Source organism: Nostoc sp. FACHB-152 (assembly GCF_014697475.1).
Taxonomy (GTDB): domain Bacteria; phylum Cyanobacteriota; class Cyanobacteriia; order Cyanobacteriales; family Nostocaceae; genus Nostoc_B.
The window spans coordinates 21,989-46,745 of sequence record NZ_JACJRV010000040.1; the positions used below are offsets into that span (position 1 = coordinate 21,989).

General features: G+C 40.7%; 21 protein-coding genes, 1 tRNA gene and 1 pseudogene. 15 read left to right on the plus strand and 8 right to left on the minus strand.

Annotated elements, in window-relative coordinates; genetic code table 11:
- The first annotated feature begins 40 nt into the window (after positions 1–40).
- The gene (locus H6G76_RS22195) at positions 41–259 is read left to right on the plus strand and encodes an Hfq-related RNA-binding protein (RefSeq protein ID WP_190705637.1); all 219 of its coding nucleotides are present in this window, start codon (positions 41–43) and stop codon (positions 257–259) included.
- Positions 260–273: 14 nt separating this feature from the next.
- Here H6G76_RS22195 and H6G76_RS22200 read toward each other — a convergent pair whose 3' ends face one another.
- A complete protein-coding gene (locus H6G76_RS22200; RefSeq protein ID WP_190705639.1) occupies positions 274–2,595 on the minus strand; it encodes a cation:proton antiporter in 2,322 nt (773 codons plus the stop codon).
- Between the two features lie 210 nt (positions 2,596–2,805).
- Here H6G76_RS22200 and H6G76_RS22205 point away from each other — a divergent pair.
- Positions 2,806–2,958: pseudogene (locus H6G76_RS22205) on the plus strand (Uma2 family endonuclease); the annotation flags it as partial.
- A 15-nt stretch (positions 2,959–2,973) separates the two neighbouring features.
- Here the strand turns inward: H6G76_RS22205 and H6G76_RS22210 are convergent.
- A complete protein-coding gene (locus tag H6G76_RS22210) occupies positions 2,974–3,558 on the minus strand; it encodes a Uma2 family endonuclease (protein WP_190705640.1) in 585 nt (194 codons plus the stop codon).
- 67 nt (positions 3,559–3,625) lie between these two features.
- The gene (locus H6G76_RS22215) at positions 3,626–6,325 is read right to left on the minus strand and encodes a CBS domain-containing protein (protein ID WP_190705733.1); all 2,700 of its coding nucleotides are present in this window, start codon (positions 6,323–6,325) and stop codon (positions 3,626–3,628) included.
- 341 nt (positions 6,326–6,666) lie between these two features.
- Between H6G76_RS22215 and psbZ the strand changes: the two genes are divergently transcribed.
- From psbZ to H6G76_RS22240, 5 genes are all read left to right on the plus strand, one after another.
- The gene (psbZ, locus tag H6G76_RS22220) at positions 6,667–6,855 is read left to right on the plus strand and encodes a photosystem II reaction center protein PsbZ (RefSeq protein WP_190705643.1); all 189 of its coding nucleotides are present in this window, start codon (positions 6,667–6,669) and stop codon (positions 6,853–6,855) included.
- Between the two features lie 157 nt (positions 6,856–7,012).
- On the plus strand, positions 7,013–7,570 hold the full coding sequence (gene ribH / locus H6G76_RS22225) for a 6,7-dimethyl-8-ribityllumazine synthase (protein ID WP_190705735.1): 558 nt from the start codon (positions 7,013–7,015) through the stop codon (positions 7,568–7,570).
- A gap of 102 nt (positions 7,571–7,672) precedes the next feature.
- A tRNA-Gly gene (locus tag H6G76_RS22230) sits at positions 7,673–7,744 on the plus strand.
- Between the two features lie 640 nt (positions 7,745–8,384).
- Positions 8,385–8,798, plus strand: a complete 414-nt coding sequence (locus H6G76_RS22235; RefSeq protein ID WP_190705646.1) for a hypothetical protein — start codon at positions 8,385–8,387, stop codon at positions 8,796–8,798.
- Positions 8,799–8,802: 4 nt separating this feature from the next.
- On the plus strand, positions 8,803–10,074 hold the full coding sequence (locus H6G76_RS22240) for a glutamate-5-semialdehyde dehydrogenase (RefSeq protein WP_190705649.1): 1,272 nt from the start codon (positions 8,803–8,805) through the stop codon (positions 10,072–10,074).
- A 184-nt stretch (positions 10,075–10,258) separates the two neighbouring features.
- Here H6G76_RS22240 and H6G76_RS22245 read toward each other — a convergent pair whose 3' ends face one another.
- The 3 genes from H6G76_RS22245 to H6G76_RS22255 form a co-directional block, all read right to left on the minus strand.
- Positions 10,259–11,326 carry a fatty acid desaturase gene (locus H6G76_RS22245; protein ID WP_190705738.1) on the minus strand — a complete coding sequence of 356 codons (1,068 nt, stop codon included), beginning with the start codon at positions 11,324–11,326 and terminating at the stop codon, positions 10,259–10,261.
- A gap of 216 nt (positions 11,327–11,542) precedes the next feature.
- A complete protein-coding gene (locus tag H6G76_RS22250) occupies positions 11,543–12,595 on the minus strand; it encodes a fatty acid desaturase (RefSeq protein WP_190705650.1) in 1,053 nt (350 codons plus the stop codon).
- A 229-nt stretch (positions 12,596–12,824) separates the two neighbouring features.
- Entirely contained in the window at positions 12,825–13,643 is an 819-nt protein-coding gene (locus H6G76_RS22255) for an acyl-CoA desaturase (protein ID WP_190705653.1), read from the minus strand.
- Positions 13,644–13,728: 85 nt separating this feature from the next.
- Between H6G76_RS22255 and H6G76_RS22260 the strand changes: the two genes are divergently transcribed.
- Positions 13,729–14,958, plus strand: coding sequence for a methionine gamma-lyase family protein (locus H6G76_RS22260; protein ID WP_190705656.1), 1,230 nt, complete (start codon positions 13,729–13,731; stop codon positions 14,956–14,958).
- 63 nt (positions 14,959–15,021) lie between these two features.
- Here the strand turns inward: H6G76_RS22260 and H6G76_RS22265 are convergent, their stop codons facing one another.
- The gene (locus H6G76_RS22265; protein ID WP_190705658.1) at positions 15,022–15,399 is read right to left on the minus strand and encodes a GxxExxY protein; all 378 of its coding nucleotides are present in this window, start codon (positions 15,397–15,399) and stop codon (positions 15,022–15,024) included.
- 86 nt (positions 15,400–15,485) lie between these two features.
- Positions 15,486–16,685, minus strand: a complete 1,200-nt coding sequence (locus tag H6G76_RS22270) for a Coenzyme F420 hydrogenase/dehydrogenase, beta subunit C-terminal domain (RefSeq protein WP_190705661.1) — start codon at positions 16,683–16,685, stop codon at positions 15,486–15,488.
- Between the two features lie 52 nt (positions 16,686–16,737).
- On the opposite strand from H6G76_RS22270, the gene H6G76_RS22275 reads away from it, so the two are divergent.
- The 7 genes from H6G76_RS22275 to H6G76_RS22305 all read left to right on the plus strand — a co-directional run bounded on the left by H6G76_RS22275 (position 16,738) and on the right by H6G76_RS22305 (position 24,738).
- Positions 16,738–16,941, plus strand: a complete 204-nt coding sequence (locus H6G76_RS22275; RefSeq protein WP_190705664.1) for a type II toxin-antitoxin system HicB family antitoxin — start codon at positions 16,738–16,740, stop codon at positions 16,939–16,941.
- A 159-nt stretch (positions 16,942–17,100) separates the two neighbouring features.
- On the plus strand, positions 17,101–17,562 hold the full coding sequence (locus tag H6G76_RS22280) for a DUF29 domain-containing protein (protein WP_190705667.1): 462 nt from the start codon (positions 17,101–17,103) through the stop codon (positions 17,560–17,562).
- A 679-nt stretch (positions 17,563–18,241) separates the two neighbouring features.
- The gene (locus tag H6G76_RS22285; protein ID WP_190705670.1) at positions 18,242–18,499 is read left to right on the plus strand and encodes a hypothetical protein; all 258 of its coding nucleotides are present in this window, start codon (positions 18,242–18,244) and stop codon (positions 18,497–18,499) included.
- Positions 18,500–18,866: 367 nt separating this feature from the next.
- A complete protein-coding gene (locus H6G76_RS22290; protein ID WP_190705672.1) occupies positions 18,867–19,076 on the plus strand; it encodes a hypothetical protein in 210 nt (69 codons plus the stop codon).
- 101 nt (positions 19,077–19,177) lie between these two features.
- Positions 19,178–20,899 (plus strand): DnaJ domain-containing protein, encoded by a 1,722-nt coding sequence (locus H6G76_RS22295; protein ID WP_190705675.1) that lies wholly within the window; start codon positions 19,178–19,180, stop codon positions 20,897–20,899.
- 694 nt (positions 20,900–21,593) lie between these two features.
- Positions 21,594–23,039: a glycoside hydrolase 100 family protein gene (locus H6G76_RS22300; RefSeq protein ID WP_190705677.1), complete on the plus strand. Its 1,446-nt coding sequence runs from the start codon at positions 21,594–21,596 to the stop codon at positions 23,037–23,039.
- Positions 23,040–23,346: 307 nt separating this feature from the next.
- Positions 23,347–24,738, plus strand: coding sequence for a glycoside hydrolase 100 family protein (locus H6G76_RS22305; protein WP_190705680.1), 1,392 nt, complete (start codon positions 23,347–23,349; stop codon positions 24,736–24,738).
- Positions 24,739–24,757 lie beyond the last annotated feature (19 nt).

The window sequence follows — 24,757 nt, forward strand, 5'->3', positions numbered from 1 at the left end:
ATTTAAACAATTTTTTATTGTGCATACATCATTACCCAAAATGCCGACAACTGAATTTGATACTTCACTGCCTAGCATTCGGCAGATGCAAAATCTGGTTAAACAAGCAGCCATTGTAGAGTTCAAGCTGGTGACAGGCGACCTGCTGACAGGTAAGATTGTCTGGCAAGACCCAAATTGTGTGTGTATTGTCGATGAAAACAGCCAGCAAACGACAATTTGGAAGCAAGCGATCGCCTACTTCCAGCCTAAAGGTTAATTATTTTTGGAGTCTCAAGGCGAAAGTTCTTTGAGAGATTGTGACTCCTCTACTTTTACTGTCGGGATAGATACAGGCACTTTGCGGGCTACTGTAAATAATGGTTGTAGTTGATTCAGATTGGGTAAGTTACCACATAACAAAACCTGATCACCAACTCGCAAATCGGTGTTCCCCTCAGGATGGCGGATAAACTTACCATCACGGCGAATCGCTTGTACCTCTACGCTAAATTTTTGCTGGATATCTAAAGCTGTGAGGGTTTTGCCAAAAACAGCAGAATCAGCATTGACTAAAATCCACTGGCAAGCACTATTTTCTCCGGGAACGGCTATTTTACCCTGAGCGAATTCTTCTAAGGCTGCTAATTCCTCCGTTGCACCGACAACTAACAAGCGATCGCCTTCTTCTAATTTGGTTTGATTATTGGGATAATCAATTTCATTACCGTTAGCGCGGCGAATTGCCATCAAACTTACCCCTGTTAAGTAGCGCATATCTGCTTCTTCTAAGCTCATGCCAATGAGAGGAGAAGTAGATGGTAGGGGATACCAGCGACGATTTAAATCGCGGGTGGCTTGGAATAAATCGCGGGAAACTTCCGAAGCAGAACGCTCTGGACGTAAGTCTAGGTAATGGTCATTGCGGATTTGTTGCATTTCCCGTTGGACTACAAATGGCGAGAAACCTATGTCATTTAATAGATAGGTTGCCATTTCTAAGCTCGCTTCAAACTCTGGTTGTACTACTTCTCTGGCTCCCAGTTGGTAAAGTAATTCAATATTTTTGTCTTGAGTAGCGCGGACAACCAAATTTAGTTCTGGACACAACTCTAAGGCACGTTTTAGGCATAGACGGGTACTCATGGGGTCAGGAAGTGCGATCGCCATTCCTTTGGCATGGTTTACCCCAGCAGTTTCTAGAACATGGAAACTTACACAATTGCCGTAAACGTAAGGCACTCCAGCGTCTCGTAATTGCTGAATTCGACTTTCTGATTGGTCAATCACTACTACTGGCAAGTCATGCTGCTGCAATAACTTCACCAAATTTTTGCCTACTCTTCCATAACCACAGACTACCACATGGTCTTTGAAGGGCAAATCGTCTGATACATCTTGTGCTTCACCTTCCCCAGCTAAATAAGGTTTTAGCCAAGGCATCGATTCGGCAAAGTTAAACAAGAATGGTAGTAGCCGCAAAACAAACGGAGTAAGTACGAGTGTGACTGCTGTAGTTCCCAAAATTAATAAATATATGCGTCGGGAAACCAGTCCCAATGCTTGTCCTTCACTAGCAAGAACAAAGGAAAATTCCCCAATTTGGGCTAGTCCCAACCCAGCGATTAATGCTGTTTTTAACGGGTAGCGAAACAGCTTCACTAAAGGGGTAATAATCAAAAACTTACCCACAAACACCAGTGCCACTAACCCTAAAATTAATTCCAGATTGTTCCATAAAAACACTGGGTCAATAAGCATCCCAATGGCAGCAAAGAACAAACTAGCAAAAATATCTCGTAGTGGTTCGACATAAGTCAGGGTTTGATCAGCGTACTCCACCTCCGAAATCATCAAGCCGGCGACGAACGCTCCCATCTCAATGGACAGACCCAAATATTCTGTGAGTAACGCAATACCCAAACACAGGGCTACTACACCTAATAAAAATAATTCTTTGCTTTCAGTGCGGGCCAGCATTCGCAATAATGGCGGTATCAACCAAATTCCTGCCACTACTGCCCCGGCGGCAAATAAACCAATTCGCACTAAGGCTGTTAAAACTGCCATACCGATGACTTCACCTGGTTCATGAAGGGCAGGTAAGACGGCAAGCATCAGTCCTAAAGCCAAGTCTTGTACTACCAGAATACCCAGCATTACCTGGCCGTGGGGCGTTTCGGTTTCGTTACGCTCCATCAAGCATTTGAGGACAACTGCGGTGGAAGACAAGGACAAAATTGATCCCAAGAATACACCTTTAGCGGGTAAGCTGCCCCAAGCTCCTGTGACTCCACACACCACAACAGTAATCAGGATTGTTAAGGCAATTTGTAGCCCACCTCCACCAAGCGCGATCGCTTTTACTTTTTTCAGTTCTGCAAAGGAAAATTCTACGCCCAAGGCAAATAGCAAGAAGGCCACCCCGAATTGCGCCAAGGTTTCTACTTGAATCACCTCTTTAATCAATCCCAGGCCAGCTGGGCCGACAACCATCCCACCGATGAGATACCCCAACAGCACCGGTTGCCGTAAAAGGGATGCCAACAGTCCGCCACAGGCTGCAACTGCCAAAACTGACACTAAATCGACAATTAACCTAAAATCTTCCTGCACAATTTTTAAAAAGAACTATTAAGACCTGTTAAGTTCACTCTAATAATTTAAGCTGGACTTTTCAACATCCCTCAAAATTTTAGGGGATCAGTCATCAGTCTATAGTTAGTTTTGTCACCAATTTATACAGCAGCTATTAGTTTACCAAGCGATCGCTACCCATAACACTGCTAAAATAAACCCATTAATATTGATGCCGCATCCAAATCTATGACTATTGCTCAAGAAGGCATCCATCAAGATGTTATTTTTCCTCCCGGTGATTTATATAGTGATGAGCCTCCCTGGGAAACTGAACTACATCTGCGACAAATAATTTTATTTTTAAAATGTTTGGAATGGCTGTGGCGAGACAGATGTGATTGCCTATTATTGCAATTATTTTTCTAACTCAAAATTTACGCCTGCATAAATATCATTAAGTGAAATTTGAAAGTCTATTGTCTGGAGTGATAATAATACATCAATAGATTCATACTCTGTTAATACCCATTGTGCATTATCATTTTTAGCGTACTGCTCAATTAGGTATTCATATTGGTCAACTATAATATATTCTTTAAATGTTGGAATAGAACGATAAAACCTAAATTTATTGGTTCTATCATGGTTTTCTGTGGATTTAGATAATACTTCTATAATTATTGAAGGGTTGGTAACGGTAGTAGTGCCAGTTCCTTCATATCTTGGTTCTCCTGCAATTATCATGGCATCAGGATATGTGTAGATGCGATAACGAGGTATCCATAGTCTGACATCTCCCATGTAGATTTTGTAATCTTTACCTCGCATCTTCAGTTTGAAATTAGCGTAAAAATTACCTGCTATTTCATTGTGGTTGGTAGTGCCGCCTGCCATTGGTAAAATTTCTCCATCATAGTATTCATTTTTAAATTCTGATGTTTCTTCTAGTTGGAGATATTCTTCTGGGGTGTAGTGTTTTTTTGGTGTTTGTGTTTGCATAAAATATATAACGGATAAATTATTTTTTTCGCGCAAAGGCGCAAAGTCGCAGAGATGAGGGCGCGGTTTATTTAGGGTAATTTTGGGTTAAAAATTCTTTGGCTTCTGTTGTATTTGTAATTACTTTATCTAAGGTTGCGGCGAGGAGATCATCTAGCATTTGGCGATATTGTGGCCCTGGTTTGTAACCTAATTTTTTGAGGTCGTTGCCATTTAATATTGGTTGGATATTTGCCCATACTGTTAAGTAATGCCAGATTTTTCGTCTGAGCGATCGCGGACTTTGCAAGGCAATTAAAATTAGCATTGGTAAGTCATACTTTCTCAGCAAATGCACCGCTTGGCTAGGTTGCTGACACTGAGGTAAAGATTGGGTTACGTCAGCTTGCGCTTGGGCTAAATTTTGTAAGCGTTGAATGCTCTCTTCTTGTAATTGCAGATTATGTGCTACCTTGACGCGATATGTTGGTGCTAGGTGGGCAATTAAGGCTTCGAGGCGCATTTGCCAGTGAATTAGGGTTGTTTGGGGATCAAATCTTTGCAGACAGCGTTCTAATAAGCGTAGTTGGCGCAGTAGTTCTGCGTCTAAGGTGAGGGTAGGATGGATACACTGCAACGCCTGCAAATTGTCGAGTAATTGCAAAGCTGATTTCCAGTACGATGCTTCTAAGATGTGTTTCAATTCGGTTTTCAATCGCGTTTGCAGTGCCGGAGTTCTGCTATTCTCTTGAGCAGTGCGATCGTAAACTCCACTGTTAATGGCATAGCGGATATATTCTTCTGTTTGCGGTTCAAATTCAAATCCGAAGCGCACAGCAAAGCGCACACCGCGATAAATACGGGTGGGGTCTTCAATAAAGCTATTGGCGTGTAAAACCCGAATTTGCTTGGCTTGTAAATCGATTAAACCACCAAAAAAATCGAGTAATTCTCCCGCGCGGGGAGTTGTCAGCCGCAGTGCCATTGCGTTGATGCTAAAATCTCGACGATACAAGTCTTGGCGAATAGAACTGGCTTCAACTTCTGGGTTGGCTGCTGGGTAAGGATAAAATTCTGTCCTAGCGGTGGCAATATCTACCCACAATGAATCTAATTCTGGGTCTTTGTGCCACAATAAAGCTGCTGTTTGAAAAGCGCCATGAATTTCTAAACGTGCGGCTGAGTAAATTGTTTGGAGTGCTTTTGCTAGTTCCACACCAGCACCGACATCTGCTGATTTGTGAAAGCCATCTACTACCAAGTCAATATCTTTAATCATTAATTTGTCTGCTGTTCCGGCTAACAGCAAGTCTCGTACAGCACCACCGACCAGATAAAGATGCCAACCGCGTTTTTCTGCTTCTTGGGATGCGATGGTGAGTAATTGCCACAGTTGAGGTGCAAGGCGTGATTGTAAGTTGGTGGTGAGTAGTTGAGTGCTGAGTCCTGACTGTTGAGGACTTAAACTTTCAAATTCATCATCTGCTTGATGTAACTCCCGTAGAACATCAGTACGGGTGACGATACCAACTAATTGCCCATTTTCCAAAACTGGTAAACGTCCAATATCGTATGTCACCATCAGTGACTCGATTTGTGGCAGGGTAGTATCTGGGGTAATAGTTTTGATATTGGTAGTCATGTAGCCTTTGACTGGTGCATGACTAAAGCCGTGGTGAAAGGCGATATCTAAATCTCGTCTAGAAATAACTCCTACCAACTGCCCTTGAGTATCGACTACTGATAAACCAGAATGTCCGTAACGTAATAAAATCCGTTGTGCTTCTTCAATAGTAGTGTCGGGACGGATAGTGCGGACTGGGGAGGACATTAAATCTCTGGCGGTGAGAGGATGGGGAATTGATTTTTTTAACTCTTCTAAAAGTTTCTCTAAGGTTGCTTGGGTATCTACTCCGCGTGTGTTCAGGGATGCTGCTTGAGAATGACCGCCTCCGCCATAGGGTTGGAATAACTGGTTAAGATTGACACCAGGAATGTGCGATCGCCCAATCACGGTTAATCGTGTATCATCTTCTCCCAAGGGGTATTCGTTTGCTAGTAATAAAGCATCAATCTCGCTTAACTCTACTAGTTGAGACGCTAAACTCGATAACCCTGGGACAAACTCATCTGTTTTTAAAGTTACCCAGGCAATGCTATAACCACGCAAGCAAATATATTCTAAGTTTTGCAGTGCCGTTGTTAATAGCTGTTGCAATTGCGGCGATAAACCAGGGTCACGATAAGTAGAAATGACTGATAAACTAGCTCCTTGCTGCATCAACCAAGCCAAGGCGAGGGCATCACGGGCTGTTGCTGAATCATAAGTTAAGGAACCTGTATCAACATGGATACCTAAAGCCATAACTGTAGCTTGGGCTGGTGTGAGAGAAACTTCCTGTTGTTGCAACTGCTCCACCATTAAAGTTGTGCAAGCTCCTACCGGGGCAATATGCGATCGCGTCGCGGGAATATCCCCCTCTTGCTCTAAGTGATGGTCATAAATTACAATCTCTTTTACATTGGGTAAATCTAACCACTCAGCAGCTTTACCCAGGCGATCGCGATATTGTGCATCCACAACTGTGATTGACCGAATACTTTGCGGATTCACTGAACGTCTTTCAATTAGCGGATACTCATCTCGATGTAACGCCAAAAAATCCCTGACAGGTGGGTGCGCGCCGCCAGTCAATACAATCTTGCTACCAGGAAGCAAGCAAGTTAGACCTACTGCTGCTCCCAAAGCATCAAAATCAGCTGTTGTATGGCAAAGAATTAAATCCATAGTCATTAGTCATTGGTTATTAGTCATTGGTGCTTAAACAAAGGACAAATGACCAAGCCCCGTTGGGGCGGGGTGTGGGCTGAGTGGGTGTAGGGTGCAGGGAAGAAAAAGCCCCAACAACTGCCATCTATACAAGCCCTGCCCTTGAGGGCAATTGTGTTGGTGGGGGATACAAGCCCCTGACAACACAGTTTTCACTACACCCAACACCCTACCCCCAACACCCTTCTTCTTGACCAAAGTGTATCAATTTCTGCTAGGTTAACAAATAGGAAAAACAGTCAGTGTCGCCCTTTAGGATATTCTATCTTTAGTATTACGCTGTCTTGGGAGAAGGAAAAATGACGATTATATTCCAGTTGGCTTTAGTATCGCTTGTTTTGTTGTCTTTTGTTTTAGTTGTAGGCGTTCCTGTTGCCTATGCTACTCCCCAAAACTGGGTTGAATCTAAAAGATTGTTGTGGCTAGGTTCTGGTGTTTGGATTGCTTTAGTGCTTTTAGTTGGTGTATTAAACTTTTTTGTGGTTTAGGCGTAAAAAAATAGCCTAAACCTTATAGCAAAAGAAAAAGGTAAATTGCTGAAATTTACCTTTTTACTTTTTTTGGTAGTTAATTGTGGCCTTCATCTCAACCATATACAAAGAAGGAATGTATATTGGCAAGAGTATAGTTGATGAAGAGGCAGTCATGGCAGTTTTTGAGGGAACTTTTACTCAAACTGAACCCTTGCGTTTCGCATTGGTTATTGGTCGTTTCAATGACCTTGTTACTGGCAAGCTGCTAGAAGGATGTCAAGATTGCTTAAAACGCCACGGTGTAGATCCTAATCCCCACGGCAATCAGGTGGACTATGTTTGGGTTCCGGGAAGTTTTGAAGTACCAGTTGTTGCTCGTCAACTGGCACTTTCGCAGCGTTACGATGCCATAATTTGTTTAGGTGCGGTAATTCGGGGTCAAACTCCCCATTTTGATTACGTATCGGCGGAAGTATCCAAGGGCATAGCTGCTGCTAGCTTTCAAACGGGAGTACCCGTGATTTTTGGCATTTTGACAGTAGACACGATGCAGCAAGCTTTAGAACGAGCAGGGATTAAAGGCAATCATGGCTGGGATTATGCGATGAATGCGCTAGAAATGGCAAGCCTGATGCGGAAATTGCGTTCTAATCTCACAGAACCATACCCTTTAAATCCTCAACCTTTACCTGCGGCTCATAGTCAAGAGTCGATAATTAGCAGTCAATAGTCAATGGTCAATGGTCTAATGACAAAGGACAAATGACCATTGACTAAAATTTAGGGGTTGACAAATCAAAAAATCTCTGGCAATATAAATAATGTGAAGTTTGCGGGTATAGCTCAGTGGTAGAGCGCAACCTTGCCAAGGTTGATGTCGCGCGTTCGAATCGCGTTACCCGCTCTCTAAATAAAAGACTAACATTTAGTGTACAAGTTAAGGATGCTGAAAAAATATATCTTTTCAGCATCTTTAATTCGTTGGATTGCTGTTATATTACACTAGATTAAAAGTAGTTAGTTAAATAGCGGCGTTATCAGGTAAACAGTACCTCTTGGCAGAAAGTTAGCCACAATCTATTTTGAGCAAAGAGCCATTCTGAACCTAGACAATTAGCAGGTGAGTAAAAATGAGGCTAAAAAGTCTTCGGCTTTTTGTCTGGAAACAGGGGTGTGGGGATGTAAAGGTTTAGGGGAAATATATTTTTATATTTTGCGGTGAAACTGATTTTATCAGGGCTGCCTTGTGAACCCAGCCTTACCGAATGTTTTGTTTTCAAAGTAGTTGCGGCGTAAGCTTAGAATTGTATTAGATATGTCAGCACAATAACCGCTTAAAAAACTCGACTATATTATCTTAAAAGCTACAGATGAAAATTATGAGCCTCTTAAATCACCTTGTTAGCTACACAAAAAGTCAACAACTGTCTGTTGTGCATCATGGCAGTCTTTGCCTAACTTCGCAAGGAAACTAATTTTCTAAGCATTAAGCTGGAAATAGAATCCCCAACTATCAAAATTTAGCCCAAGTTAGTAGAACGCTTGTGCATCCTCAAAAACCCGAAAAAATAGATTTTAACCAGGAATATCCCTGTCCCTGCCCCCGTCGTAAGGGACGGTTAGTTCCGATTACCCTCACAGAAGCATTTGGCTGCGATCGCTGTCAACAAATCTTTGTTGTCGAAGATAATGGCCATATCCTAGAACAACTTTCAACCACCTATCCCTATAAAAGGGCTTGGCGATGGACAGGAAGCACTTGGCATATTATTCATCCAAAATTGGTAGACAGTTATCTGCCAATAGCTTTAGGCATTATTTTTGTGCCAGTGATTATCTGGTTGCCATTAGCCTTGAAATTATCCAATGGTTCCAGCATAGTTGTTTGGGCAATGGTGGCAGTGCTATTAGCTATCATGCCAGCACTGATTATGGTTTGGCTTACTTACCGACGTTAACTCCATGACTGTTGAAGTTTTGTACGATTACCCCGACCCTGAACCGATGAAGAGTGCTAAACGCGCTTATCAGGCTTCCCTGAAGTTGGGGTTTACAAAGGGAGGAGACCGTAGCCGCGCTGTGTTGGCGATGGCACAAGCCCTCGAACAGTCTTTTGATGACATTTTAGAAGCCAATACCCTGGATTTAGAAGCCAGTAAAGAAATGGCCGTGCCAGAGTTGATTTTAGACTGGCTGAAACTCACTCCCCAAAGGTTAGAACTCACAGTAGAAATTCTGCAACGCTTGGGTGAAATATCAGATCCTCTACGAAGGGTGCGGAATGCTGATTTTCAACCAGAAGATTCTCAAAGTTACTCTCAGTTAATGCCTCTGGGAGTAATTGGATTTATTTATGAGGCATTTCCTGACTTAGGTGCGATCGCCGCAGGTTTGTGTATTAAAACTGGCAATTGTATCATCCTTAAGGGTAGTACAGAAGCTAGCCATTCTAACGCCGCGATCGCAGAGGTACTGCAAAGTGCAATTGAGGAAGTTGGTTTACCACCAGGCTGTGTTGAACTAGTAACTGCCGAACACGGTGCTTCTATCCGAGATTTGGTTACACAAGACCAATATGTGAATTTAGTCATCCCCTACGGACGTTCTAGCTTGGTGCAGCAGGTGATGCGGCAATCAACTTGTCCAGCCTTGAAATCAGCGATGGGTAACTGTTACCTTTACTGGTCGCTAAATAGCAGCTTAGAGATGGTACGCTGGATGATTCTCGATAGCCATCAAAGCGAACCCGATCCCGTCAATGCGATAGAAAAGGTATTAATTCACCGTCAAGCTATGCCTTCATCCTTAGCAGTGCTGTGGAATAGTTTGAAGGAGAAAGGCTTTGAAATTAAAGGAGATGCCGAGTTAGTCGAAGCCTTCCCCCAATTGCAATTAGCTAAAGATAGCGAATGGAGTAGTCCCTACTTAACGAAGACAGTAGCCTTTAAACTAGTGGATAGCTTAGAAGTTGCGATCGCCTGGATTAACCAACACAGTAGCGGTCATGCTGATTGTATCGTGACGGAATCTTATCAAGAAAGTCGGCAGTTTGCTTTAGGCGTAAATAGTGCATCTACCTACATCAATACTACCCCGCGTTTCTCCCGTAACCCTTCGCGGGGAGATTCAGTATTTTTAGGAATGTCCAACCAAAAAGGCCACCGTCGCGGATTTATTAGTTTAGAAACATTGACTACAGTCAAGCATATTGTACAGGGGAATGGACGGTTTTAAAATTTACTCGTTAATGGCAAAATTCGTAGTCAATTTCATCACTCAAACACAGGTGGCCATAACTCAGAAATTGCCACCTCCCAACACTGAATAAAAACAGGTTCTGCTTTGCAGTATACATAAGCCTAAAAAAAAGTCCGCGTCGGCGGACTTTTCGGAATAATCAGACCTCTAAATTGAGGAGTTATTTTTGGTTGGAGGTGTAATAAACCTTTCCGCCTTCATCAGGTACAAAACGACAGGTAACGGATGAACGCCATAAAGATTTCCAAATCGGTTCTTCAGACTTGCGGTAATACTCACCCATAACAGGTTTAATCGCTTCAGTTGCCTTTAACAAGTTGTAGTGAGGGATATTCAGGAAGATGTGATGGGCAACATGAGTACCGATATCATGGTGGATGTGATTGAACAAACCATAATTGCGATCAATACTAGAAATTGCACCTTTAAGAAAAGTCCAATCTTCGCCACGATACCAAGGAAGTTCAGCTTCAGTGTGATGTAGGAATGTGACTAAATCTAACCAAATTACAAACACGATGTATGGTGCAGCGTAGTATTTCAACAACCACATCCAACCCCATTGATAGGTAAGGAAACCCAACAACGCTACCATACCAACCAACAGAACTGTACTAGTAATTACATCCCATTTTTCTGATGGCTTGAAGAGTGGGCTATTAGGTGAAAAGTGAGAACCTTTTTTATTAGGAGAACGCTTAAACAAATACAATGGATAGGCCAATAAAAATAAATAGTATCGAACTATCTTTTGTTCTATGGGCATTTGCTTATAGTCCGATTCTGTCAAAGGATACCAGCTTTCATCATTATCGATATTGCCAGTATTTTTATGATGTGTCCTATGGCTGATGCGCCAACCATGATAAGGAACTAATATCGGTGTATGAGACAAATGTCCAATTAAATCATTAAGCCATTTATGCTTAGAAAAAGATTGGTGTCCGCAGTCATGTCCGACAACAAATAAAGCCCAAAACATTGTGCCTTGCATTAGCCAAAAAATAGGCCAGACAAACCAAGAATCAAGGTAATGAGCTATTGCATAAAGCGAACCAATAATCAGAATGTCACGAACGAAATAAAACAGTGATTTGCTGACATTGGGTTGAAAACATTCATCTGGGATAGCAGCTTTTAAATCCTGAAGAGTAAAGGGTAGTTTAGTTGTATCCTCAGAAGCTTCATTGACACGAGAACTGTCGAAAGAGATGGTATTTGATTGCACTTGATTCTTTGATGAATATAAATCGGACATTGTTTGAGGTTGAAATTCACCTCTGTAATACCTGCGATGTTTGTATACACGCAAGACAAAAATATCTGGCAATTCAATTAGCAATAATCACTGAGGCAGAATTGCCAGAATATATAGAATTTGCAGGCGAATAACCGCTCTACTATATAAGCTTAATGCTCATGGCGATTTTAATTGCTTTTTTGCTTATTTACCTGCGTAATATTCGTTAAAAGTTTGATAACCAACATCAGTTACATACAGTTGACATTGGTCTGTAATCTGCTTCATTAAAGGCCAAGAAAACTTCAATTCATCATGCAAAGAATCCCCCCAATTTTCTTTGATGCTGCTGTAAGCTAGCCGCAAATTATAAGAGGGAATAGCAGTAGAAAGGTGATGCGGTACGTGGACATTAATATCGTGGCAAAGTATCTCTACCCAACGAGGATAATCGCAATGAATAGTGCCAAATAGCTGTGCCATTGCTTCGTTCCACTTGCTTGCTTCCTCAAAAGGAACGTCTGGGTATGTGTGGTGAACAATGGTGAAGGTACTCATCCAGAAATGATAAACCAACCAAGGCACAAGCCAGAATTTGACAAATCCCCAAATACCAGTTGTAGCGATGAGGGTAGGAAAGACAACTGCGGCAAAAATTACTACTACAGCAACCGAAAGTTTGATACTGCCTTGGTCTTTAACTTTAAATTTGCGCCAGTCAAAATGCACAACAGCCCAATGCCCTATGGAACCTACCCACCAGAGACGCTTCCGCATGAACAATTCAAAAGCAGATTGACGAGTTTTATCCCAACTTGCAAAAACTTCTGGTCGGATGGGATGCCAAGCATTATCTTCGTCTAACTTGTTTGTATGTTTATGGTGATGATTATGCTTAATCCGCCAACTGTGAAAAGGGTAGATTAACGGCATCATAAAGATATGCCCTACTAAATCATTAACCCACCGCCGGTTGGCAAATGAACGATGACCGCAGTCATGACCAATAACAAAAAAACCTGTTAAAGCTGTACCTGTAAAAATCCAGGCAATAGGCAAAAGAAACCAGGGAGAAATCGTCAAACTATAGTAGCCTAAACCTACCATCAAAACACTTATGAAAACTTGTGTCCAAGCTTTGCGACGATTTTTTTGAAAACATTCTTTTGGCAAAGTTTTGATAATATCTTTTAACCTTAGTTGGGAATCACTAAGGTCTTTGCTTATTTCTTGCGTCTTGATTATTGATGTAGTCATGAAAACCCGAAAAACAACAAACTCCTCCACCAAGTCACCCAAAAGTAACTTGCACCAAATTTTCTTTACATTAACGCTCTGGATTATAGCAACTTTAGCTACCTAAGCACACCCGTAAGTAGTTTTTGGCGGCTATTTTAGATCTGACGAATGGATATTTTGATTACTCAGAAATTCCTCTGTCATTAATCATTGGTAGACCAATGACTAATGACAAATGATAAACGACTTACTGTTTTTTGTCTGCAAGTTTTACATTTGTAGCCAAACCTAAGAATTGCAAAAATTGAATTGTCATCCAAGTTAAGTCGATTTCCCACCATTCCAAACCGTGACGGGCTGAGTATTGAAAAGCATGGTGGTTATTGTGCCAGCCTTCGCCAAATACTAATAAAGCTACCCACCAACAGTTAGTTGAGTTATCACCAGATTCATGGCTGCGATAGCCAAATTTATGGGTAGCACTGTTCACTAACCAGGTGCAGTGGTAAACCCAGACAATGCGAACAAAAATTCCCCAAACAACAAACGGCCAACCGCCTAGAAACAACAATAATAAACCGAGTGCAACTTGGATGAGAATGAAATATTTTTCTAAAAACTGATAAACTGGGTCTTCGGCAATATCTTTGGTAAAGCGAGGAACATCAGCATGAGCGGGACATTTGTGAATTAGCCAACCCATGTGGCTCCACCAGAAGCCTTTATTAGAATCATGGGGATCTGGGTCAGTATCGGAATGTAAATGATGAATGCGGTGTGTCCCGACCCACTCGATTGGCCCTCCTTGGCAGGATAGTGTCCCGAAGAACACTAAGATATATTCCAACCACTTGGGAGCTTGGAAACTGCGGTGAGTCACAAGGCGATGAAAACCTAAAGTAACGCCTAAACCACCAGTTATCCAGTAAAGTAAGAAACCCACACCAACTGCCGTCCAGCTAAAGTTGCTAGGGACAAAGGCAAATAGAGCGCCGATGTGTAGACCAACGAAAAAGAGGGTATTTACCCAATTGATTTGAGGTTTAGTTGTAGTAGCAATTGTCATGCAGTAACCTGTATTGAAATTGTTCAGCCTAATCTGCGCGATCGCAAAATCCGCATATCTATAATTTTTTATTAATGAGGAAGTAATGAACAGCTTGGAACAGCTGCGGCAAGCAGAACAGGCATTGATAGAGATTTTTTCTGGAATTGACGCTCAGGTCAAGCATAATCTAAAAAGAGTGCTGGATGCCTTTCGTAATCAGCGCGTAGGAGCGCACCACTTTGCTGGTGTGAGTGGCTACGGTCATGATGATTTAGGACGAGAAACTTTAGACAAAGTTTTTGCGGAAGTAATGGGTGCGGAAGCGGCGGCCGTGCGAGTGCAGTTTGTATCGGGAACTCACGCGATCGCTTGCGCCCTTTTTGGTGTACTCCGTCCTGGTGATCAGATGTTAGCAGTTGTCGGCTCTCCCTACGATACGCTCGAAGAAGTGATTGGGCTACGGGGTCAAGGCCAAGGCTCCCTTATTGAGTTTGGCATAAAATACCGCCAATTGGACTTAACTCCTGAAGGATCTATCGATTGGGAAGCTTTAAGCCATGCTATAGATGACAAGACGCGTTTAGTCTTAATTCAGCGTTCTTGTGGCTATTCCTGGCGGCCTAGCTTATCCATTGCTGATATTGAAAAGATTGTGCATCTAGTTAAACAGCAAAATCCCGATACCGTTTGCTTCGTTGATAACTGCTACGGCGAATTTATCGAAACTCAAGAACCCACCCACGTTGGTGCTGATTTAATGGCGGGTTCCTTAATTAAAAATCCTGGCGGTACTATTGTCACGGCAGGCGGTTACGTAGCTGGCCGTGCTGACTTGGTAGAAGCCGCCGCTTGTCGCTTAACTGCACCCGGTATTGGAAGTTATGGCGGTGCGACCTTTGACCAAAATCGCTTGTTATTCCAAGGCTTATTTTTATCGCCGCAGATGGTGGGTGAGGCTATGAAGGGAACTTTTCTCACGGGTTATGTTTTTGACAAGCTTGGTTATCCGGTGAATCCTGCGCCGCTTGCGCCGCGTGGTGATGTGATTCAGGCGATTAAGCTGGGTTCTGCGAAAAAGTTAATTGCTTTTTGTAAAGCTGTACAACAGAATTCTCCGGTGGGTTCTTATCTAGACCCTGTGCCTGATGCTATGCCGGGGTATGAGAGTAAAGTTGTGATGGCTGGGGGAACGTTTATTGAGGGAAGTACATTGGAATTCTCGGCGGATGGGCCTTTGCGGGAGCCTTATATAGTTTATTGCCAAGGGGGGACTCATTGGACTCATGTGGCGATCGCCTTAGAGGCGGCAATTGACGCTGTAGGCCAGGGTTAGAATTGTTTCGCGCAAAGGCGCAAAGGCACAAAGAGCTTTTTGCATTTTTGCGCGAAATTAACTTTACAACCCATTCACAAGTCGTGTGATGCCGTCTTTAATCAGTTCTTCACCTAAGTTTATCAGCAAGCCAAGGTGCTTGTCTGTTAAGCGAAGGTATGTCAACAGTTGCTTTTTGTGTACTGGATGTATTGCTTCCAAAGACTTAATTTCAATGATTACTTTATCTTCAACAATTAAGTCTGCCCGAAAGCCTTCCTCTAAGCGTACACTTTCGTAAATTACAGGAATAATCTGTTGCCTTGTTACCCAAAGCCCCCGCTTTTCTAACTCATAAGCTAGAACGGACTCATACACAGATTCAAACAAACCCGGCCCTAAGCTTGTATGAATCTTGTATGCAGCATCAACAATTTGCTTTGCTATCTCATTCTCAGTCATCTATCCTCTCTCTTCGCGCCTCTGCGCGGCAGTCGCTTCAAGTCGGGGAACCCGCCCAACGCGCTGCCTTGCCTTTGCGCGAAACATCACTCCGGCAACTTATACTGCCCAACAATCCGTTTAGCAAACTCCGGTACGTGCGCCTCCAACTTCTCAGGATGATTCCGCTTCACATACAAGTAATTCCTGGTAAAGTGCGAATCAATCGAGAACCGCGCATACTCTAAACCTTTGGGGCCGATTTTATCAATCACCACACCCATCATTTTCGCCACCCACATTGGTAAGGTTACGCCTTTGTCATAAGCCGGAATTCCCTGCTGTACGGCTTCTTTTCGGTTACCTTGGGATATCACAGGTTGGGTGTCTATCTGGTCTTGCACCAAGTCCAGCATTTCTTTGCCTGTATCATTTCTAACTAAAATCCATTGCCAGCCGAAGGGTGCGCCCATGTAGCCAACGACTAAATCGGCTAGGGAGTTGACGTAATCAAAACAACTCATGCAGGAGGGGGCGAAGACATCTTTCAGTTGATTAGTTTTTAAGCCGAAGAATGGTACTTTCTCAATTGAACCGTCTTCATGCTTGAAGTGAATACGGAAGTCTTGCATGAATTCGTAGTGTACTACTGTCTCAGGCGATCGGCTGGTGGTTTCTAAGAATTTTTGCAGTCCGGCGCGGGTGACATTATCTACACAGGGTGTGCCTAGAACGTATAACTTTTCTAAACCTAGTTGTTTTTCTACCGCCCTGAGTGCCTGAATTTGGCAACCAACACCAATTACTAATAGTCGCTTCATCCCTGATTTTTCTACCTGTTCCAAGATAGAAAGGTTGGGTGAAAGTGTTGGTTTATTGACCCGTGCTGCCAGTATTTCTTCTGGGGTGCGAGCAATTACAGGCATGGGTTGAAAGCGGTCTTCTTTGGTATTTTGCACACAGACAACGCCTTCAACTAAGCCGCGATTCAGCATTTCTATGGCGATGGTGCTGACGATACCTGTCCATTGTGCGCCTTCGATGGGTTGCTGTTTCCGTGCTGCCATCATGTCTTGATGCACACCAAAGTAGAGTTCATCGAGGTTGCCGAGATTCCGAGAACGGCTGTGGCTTTGTTCTTCTAAGGTGTCTATCTGCTGGTTGATAAAAGCGCAGGCTTCCTTGACGTAGTGAATATAGTATGTATCACATAGTCCGCATTCACTGCACAGTTCTTTGGCAGGGCGACGGCTACCGGGTTTTAAGGCTTTGGCTTTTGTATGCTTGTTAGAATCAACAGAGGTCATATAAATGTTTGTTTTATCCAGGAATCCTTTTACTACAATACCTTTACAGCTTATGAACTTAACTATAGAGATTGAAAAAGAAGAGGACGGACGGTTTTTGGCTGAGGTGGTTAATTTTCCTGGTGTGCTGGCTTATGGAAACACAAAAGAAGAAGCTGTTGCCAGAGTTCAAGCATTAGCTTTGTGGGTTCTAGCTGATAAGTTGGAAGATGGGAAGCTGATGTTAACACGCCCTACTGAATATTTTCTGAATTAAAATATTCTTCATTTTACGGCAACTTTACTTGATTTACACTTTATAGAGCTTATAGGGCAAATGATTATCCAAGTAAAAGCAGACGCAGAATAAAGTGAAATTACAACTAGCAGGATTAAATTAAGTTTAGTAGATAGTTTTGAGAGGTTTACAAATCTGATGACTGCGCCTCAATCAAAAGTTTTTACCAACTTGCGTCTTTACGACCAAGATTTTTATTTGTGGATAGAGACAACTGCTAAACAACTAAAAGAAGGCAGATTTTCTGATGTTGATTTAGAAAATCTTATCGAAGAGATTGAAAGCATGGGGAGAAGTGAAAAACGCGTACTTGAGAGTAATTTAGTTGTTCTATTAATGCATCTATTAAAATACAAATATCAGCCAGAAAAACGCTCTAATAGTTGGAAAGTAACTATTAGAGAACATCGCCGCAGATTGACAAGGACTTTTAAGGATAGTCCTAGTTTAAAACCATATTTTCAAGAAGTTTTTACTGATTGTTATCAAGATGCCAGAAAGCAAGCCAGTGATGAAACTGGTTTGTCCGTTGATATTTTTCCCGTAGAATCTCCATTTACTATGGATGAATGTTTAGATGAAGATTTTTTACCGGATTAAGTAGGTCGTCGTGAATATTTATCGTCAGGATAAAGCAGGAGGCAAGAGGGGAGAGACTTTTAGCTTAGTTAATTTTTCGTAACATAGTTAGGTTTTCCTCACCGACTTACTTAGTTGACTATTGATATTTACCGCAGCTTAAATGGCGATGTCATGACCTAAAATCTACTTACCACTACTTGAGCTTGGGCATTAATTACATCAATAAATTCTTTTAATCTTTACATAAATCTATACTTAACTGAGTTCTTCTACTTCTCTTAAGATACAAGGTTGGGTTGAGGAACTAAATCTAACATCAAAATATCTTGGCATTGTTGGGTTTCACTTCGTTCCACCTAACCTTCATTTATTTTTCTCTAATAACTTTATACAAAATTTAAAAGCAAGACTTAATATTTCATTGATTATTACGAGGTGGTAACAAGATTTCTTAGCTTACTCTTAAGTAGTTTCATTTTGTAAATAAATTGACACGCGAGAAAGTTAAATGCCAAGTATCTTTCAAAGTACGAGAAGACTTATATCAATACTATTGGTGACTTTGCTTGTTGTAACAAGTACATTAACAATCTTTCCAACTTCAGCTAGAGCAGAAGGAAATTTAATAGAAGGAAGTCTTATAAAAGGTGATGGAGATGTAGTTTTGTTCAAATGTGAGTCAAATTGTGGAAATCTTATGACTTGGGCTGTGGGTGCTGTTTCTGGTAGTGCAATCACACTTATGGCTACAGGTGACACTGCAACTTTAGCCGCAGTTGCTACAGCAGTTGGACACCTAGCTGTAACAACGGTTGCTCCATTAGCAACAGTAGCACCAACCTTGGCAGCAGCACCAGTATTGGTTCCAGTTGCAGCCACAGCAGCAGCTGGCTATGGTGCTTATAAGTTATGGAAATTTGTTAGCCACGACGACACTACAAAACCTGAAAGCTAACATAACTAACTGTTCATACTATTTGCTGGACTTGATTGTTATCAATTGCAGGACTGACTTACAACTAATGGAGAAATAAACCACAGTGAATACTAAGAAAACTCCCAAATGAGATTTTGAAACAATTTATACGTAGTCCTATATTGGTTTATTAAGCCTCCCATAATACTATGGGAGGCTTCTGTTCGACATAACTACCTGAGTTTCAAGCTTTGGAGGCAAGTGCCTATCCTTGGTTTAATGTTCATACTGAGTGAATTTAATGATTGTAACTTTGCGTGTTTAGCGAAAATTACTGATGTCCTTGGTGGTTTTATTTTTTAATATTAAACAGTTGTATCGAGCTACTACGATATTTTTAAATCTTATGCAACTAATACAAAACGCAAAAAGAATAATGTCACTATGTTTAATGACGCTGTTTGTATTGACTAGCAGCATCATGATTTTACCAAATTCTGCTTGGGCAGCACCAGCTAACGAACTTCAATCTGAAAATATTGTCGAAGTAATGATAGGTTTTGTAGGTCTTATTATAGGTTTCTTTCTAGGAATCTTTTCTCAACATTTAAATTAATTAGTTTATCTTTTTTGCTTTTATATAAATATATTCAACTTCTACACTCAATCTAGATGATATTTCTTAGCTGAAAAGTCAATTATAAATAAGTAGTATTAGTGACACAAAACTCTAAAACGGGTGCAGCATTCATCGCTGGAGGAAGCCTAGCAGGTGCAGGTGTTTCTGCGTCAGTTGGCGGAATGGGGTTAGCAGGCGGATTTGGTGCTATTGGAATTGGAACTGCGCCTGTTGTTGGTGCTGGTGCTGTGGCTGGTGCGGCTGTTTATGGTGCTTTTCAAGCCGTAGCTGCGGGAGATGTGGCGGCTTTTGGTGCAATGGGAATTGGTGCTGTTGGTGGTGCTGGCTTTTCTGGCGTTGTTGGTGGTATGGGAATAGTTGCACCTAAAATTGGTTTAGCGTTTGGTATTGGAACTGTACCAATGGCTGGCGTGGGTGCAGTTTTAGGACTGGCGGCTTATGGTTTTGCTAAGTTGTTAGATGAATCTGAGGTTAAAGAAACTCCTGCACAGCTTTTTGAACGGATGGAAGAAAAAGTTTTGCAGATGGATTACTATAACGCTGCTGTTATAGAGTTAGGTTTATTGTTATCTGGTGAGGATCTCAACCAAAAATTTGCTGCTTTGGAGGTTGAGGATGAGTTACAAGCACTTAAGGCTGAATTTGCTAGTGCGAAGACTGAACAAGAAACTGTAACTTCCAACCTTCAGCTTCCTGAAACTTGGAAATGTGTCAAAACTCTTAAAGGTCATACTGCAAAAGTTAATGCGATCGCAATCACTCCTGATGGTAATACTTTAGTTAGTGGTAGTGATGACAGACAAATTAATCTGTGGAATCTAAAAACTGGAAAGTGGCTTCATACTTTCTCTGGTCAAGCAGAGGCGGTTCTATCTCTTGCTATCAGTTCTGATGGAAAACAGATTGTTAGTGGTTGTGTTGACCGCAAAATTAGCACTTGGCAATTGGAGAAAAAACAATTTTTGCGGACATTTTTTTATTCCAACTCACCCTACAGTCATAATGGTTTTGTAAATTCAGTAGTATTTAGCCCTGATGGTAGATTTCTTGCCAGTGGTAGTGCTGATAAAACTATCAAAATTTGGGGAGGCTATACAGGCAATTTAAAACTTGCTTTGAGTGGGCATACAGATGCAGTTTTATCTGTTGCTATTAGTCCTGATAGTAAAATTTTGGCAAGTGGAAGTGTTGATAAAACTATCAGGCTGTGGGACTGCACAACTTGGAAACCACTTGAGATTTTTACTCAACATTTGGCTGCAATCAATACAGTTGTTATTAGTTCTGATGGTCATACTCTGATTAGCGGTAGTACCGACACTACCATCAAGCTGTGGAATCTCTATACAAAAGAATTAATTTGTACTTTGACTGGACACACAGAAGCAGTTTCATCTGTTGCTGTTAGTTCTAATGGAACAATCTTAGCTAGTAGCAGTCTTAGCACCATCAAACTCTGGCATATCCCAACAGGGAATTTATTACATACTCTTGCTGGTTGTAGCCCTGTCGTCTTCACTCCTGATGGCAAGATGTTGGTAAGTGGTGGTAACGGCGGTACTATTAAAATTTGGAGTCTGCAAGGTCTAAATGAGTTGAATCTCGATTCTTTACTGCATCAGGAATGGTGGGAAGTTTTAGGTGTAGATCCAAATACTCAACCTCAAGATGTCAAGCTTGCCTACTTTCAATTAGCTAGACAATATCATCCTGATATTAATAGGTCTGCAAACGCTAAAGCGTCAATGCAACTAATTAACAAAGCTTATCAACAATTCCAAGGGCAACTGAAGTTTTGATGAATGCGCGATCGCCTTTCTACTTTAATTCTACAAATTTAGATAATTTATCTTATCTATCTCCAAAGATTGGTGCAATTAAGATTAATTTTTCCTATATCTATACAAGCTATTGTTAATTTAAATTTCTACAAATATTGAGTATTTACACTCATTTTTTTACTTCCTTATTCCTCAAAACTGACTAAAGTGTATGACAGCTACATCTTTAGGACTATTGACATTTTAAGTTTGTAAATAAATATGTTGCAGATTTTGAAAAAAAGTTATAAATTATTAATTTATGGGGGGATAGCTAAATTTTTAGTTGCAAAAACTAAAAACCCATACGTAAATATACTGAAATCTATTGAAGCTTTACATCAACATAAAATAGCTAATGAGATATGTTTTAGTTTGGTAAAAGAAGTTCCTGACTTTTAAACGGGAATACTAATAATCTAAAAATATATTTCATGTCGCTGTTTTATGCATTCTTTTGATTGCTGAAGGTGAAAAACAGATGATTGCAATTCACCGCCAAAATAATAGTAAGTAATCTATTTACGTTAACTGCTAATTTTGTTTACTAAACTCATAACAAAATTAATTGCATAATAAATGAAATAAATGCTCTTTGTTATGATGAGGATAGCAGCAAAAAAATAAGGAGCATCTACCACCAATCTACACCCTAAATGGAGCTTTTTTAGCAATGCAAATAGAGAATTTAGTAATGGATGAAAGTACAGAAAAAGCGGCGTGGGAAGCATTAGAAAAATCGATTCTCTACTATCGAGGGCGGCCGATTGGTACAGTAGCAGCCTATGATAATTCTGTAGAAGCACTCAATTATGATCAGGTTTTTATTCGAGATTTTGTTTCTTCTGCCTTAATTTTTTTGGCAAAAGGTAGAACAGATATCGTTCGTAATTTTTTGGAAGAAACTCTAAAGTTACAACCTAAAGAAAGGCAATTAGATGCTTACAAACCAGGTAGAGGTTTAATTCCTGCTAGCTTCAAAGTTGTAAATATTAATGGTGAAGAATATTTAGAAGCTGATTTTGGCGAACACGCGATCGCCAGAGTTACGCCTGTTGATTCTTGTCTGTGGTGGATTATTTTATTACGGGCTTATGTTGTCGCTACAAAAGATTTTTCTATAGCCTATCAACCGGAATTCCAAACTGGTATTCGGTTGATTATGGAAATTTGTTTGGCGAATCGCTTTGATATGTACCCAACTTTATTAGTTCCAGACGGTGCTTGTATGATTGACCGTCGTATGGGTATATATGGTCATCCTCTGGAACTTCAAGTTTTATTTTACACGGCAATGCGGGCGGCGCGTGAGTTGCTAGTTTGTAATGGCAATCAAGATGTTGTAGCAGCAATTGATAATCGTTTGCCTCTTTTATGCGCTCATATTCGTCAACATTATTGGATAGATATTAATCGCTTAAATGCCATTTATCGCTTTAAAAGTGAAGAGTATGGCAAAACGGCTGTGAATCTATTTAACATCTATGTAGACTCGATTCCCTATTATGAATTAGATAAATGGCTACCTAGAAAAGGTGGTTATTTAGCAGGTAATGTGGGGCCTTCGCAGTTCGATACTCGGTATTTTGCTTTGGGCAACTTGATGGCAATTATTTCCGATTTGGCTACTGAAGAACAGTCACAAGCCATCATGACTCTGATTGAAGAAAGATGGGACGATTTAGTAGGAGATATGCCTATGAAAATCTGTTTTCCAGCTTTGGAAGGTGAAGAATACAGAATTGTCACTGGATGTGACCCGAAAAATATACCTTGGTCTTATCATAATGCTGGCAGCTGGCCTGTTTTGATGTGGATGTTAGCCGCCGCCGCTATTAAAACTAATAAAACTAGTTTGGCTAGAAAAGCTGTTGAAATCGCTCAGTCACGTCTTTGTGAGGACGAATGGCCAGAATATTACGATGGTAAAAAAGGTAGATTAATTGGCAAACAAGCTAGAAAATACCAAACTTGGACTATTGCAGGTTTCTTATTAGCTAAGGAACTACTCAATGACTCTTCTCATTTACCTTTGGTAACTTTTGATAAATTAGCTCCAGAGTTGATTTCTAGAGCTTGTGAGTTTGAAATTGGTAGTGTAAATCCTTATATGTCTTAATATTGGCTATAGGGAAGAGAATTATACTGCTTGTGAAGTAAAATATTTGTTCACAATTAACAATACTTGAAAGCCCTTTATAGATAATATGGGGCTTTTTTATTATCTATTTTTTTAACAGTCACAGCTTAAAGAAGATATCATATAAAAATATAAATGAGATAACAGTTAGCCTTTTACTAGCAAATACTTATATAAATATTGCTTGGCATTAAGTGTGGCAGTAACTTAAGTAGCAATATACTCTAAAAATTTTTTCTTATTAAATAAAAGTAGTAACCTTTACCAAATTGGAGGATGATTTGCGATGCAAAGCATTGAAGAGCAGGCATGGCAATTACTAGAAGAATCAATTATTTACTATCGAGGTCGTCCTGTAGGTACTGTAGCTGCCAATGATGTGTCACAATCAGCATTGAATTATGACCATTGTTTTATCCGTGATTTTGCTTCTTCAGCTTTCTTATTTTTGATTAAAGGTAGATACGATATTGTCCGTAATTTTTTGGAAGAAACTTTACGTTTACAGCCTAAAAAAGAGAAATTAGATGCTTATACACCTGGTCGTGGTTTGATACCAGCTAGCTTCAAAGTTGTATCAATAAATGGAAAAGAATATTTAGAATCAGATTTTGGAGAAAATGCGATCGCTAGAGTTACACCTGTTGATTCTTGTCTCTGGTGGATAATTATCTTACGCGCTTATGTGAAAGCTACAAAAGATTTACAGTTTGCCTTACAACCAGAGTTTCAGGAAGGGATTGCTTTAATTATGGAACTTTGTTTGGCAACTCGATTTGATATGTACCCGACGCTATTAGTTCCTGATGGGTCTTGTATGATTCATCGTCGTTTAGGTATTTATGGTTATCCTTTAGAAATTCAAGCTTTATTTTATGCAGCCTTACGTGCTGCACGTCAGCTATTAGTTTGTGCTGGTGATGAAGAGATTGTTATTGGTATTGATAAACGTCTACCTCTGTTGCAAAATCACATTCGTCAACATTATTGGATAGATATTAATCGTTTGAATGTTATTTATCGTTTTAAATGTGAAGAATATGGACTAACAGCCATTAACCTGTTCAATATATATTCTGACTCAATTCCTTATGCGGATTTAGCTGTTTGGCTACCTAAAAATGGCGGTTATTTAGCAGGTAATGTGGGGCCTTCACAGTTAGATACTCGCTTTTTTTCGTTGGGAAATTTGATGGCTATTATTTCTTCTCTAGTCAGCGAACAGCAATCACAAGCAATTATGACTTTGATTGAAGCACAGTGGGAAGATTTAGTAGGCACAATGCCAATGAAGATTTGTTTCCCAGCTTTAGAAAAGGAAGAGTATCGAATTTTTACTGGATGTGACCCGAAAAATATTCCTTGGTCTTATCATAATGCCGGAAATTGGCCGGTTTTGTTGTGGATTTTAACGGCTGCTGCTCAAAAAACAGGCAGAAAAAATATTGCGAAAAATGCAATGGAATTAGCTGAAAATCGTTTGAGTGAGGATGAATGGCCGGAATATTATGATGGCGCACGGGGAATGTTAATTGGTAGGGAAGCGAGAAGATATCAAACCTGGACAATTACTGGTTTTTTGTTGGCTAAAGAACTGATGCTTCATCCTGAGTATTTAGAGTTATTTAGTTTTGAGGAATTTGATGTAGAAAATGCTGGGTATGCTTGTAATTTGTAATTTTCAGTTATCAAAGTAA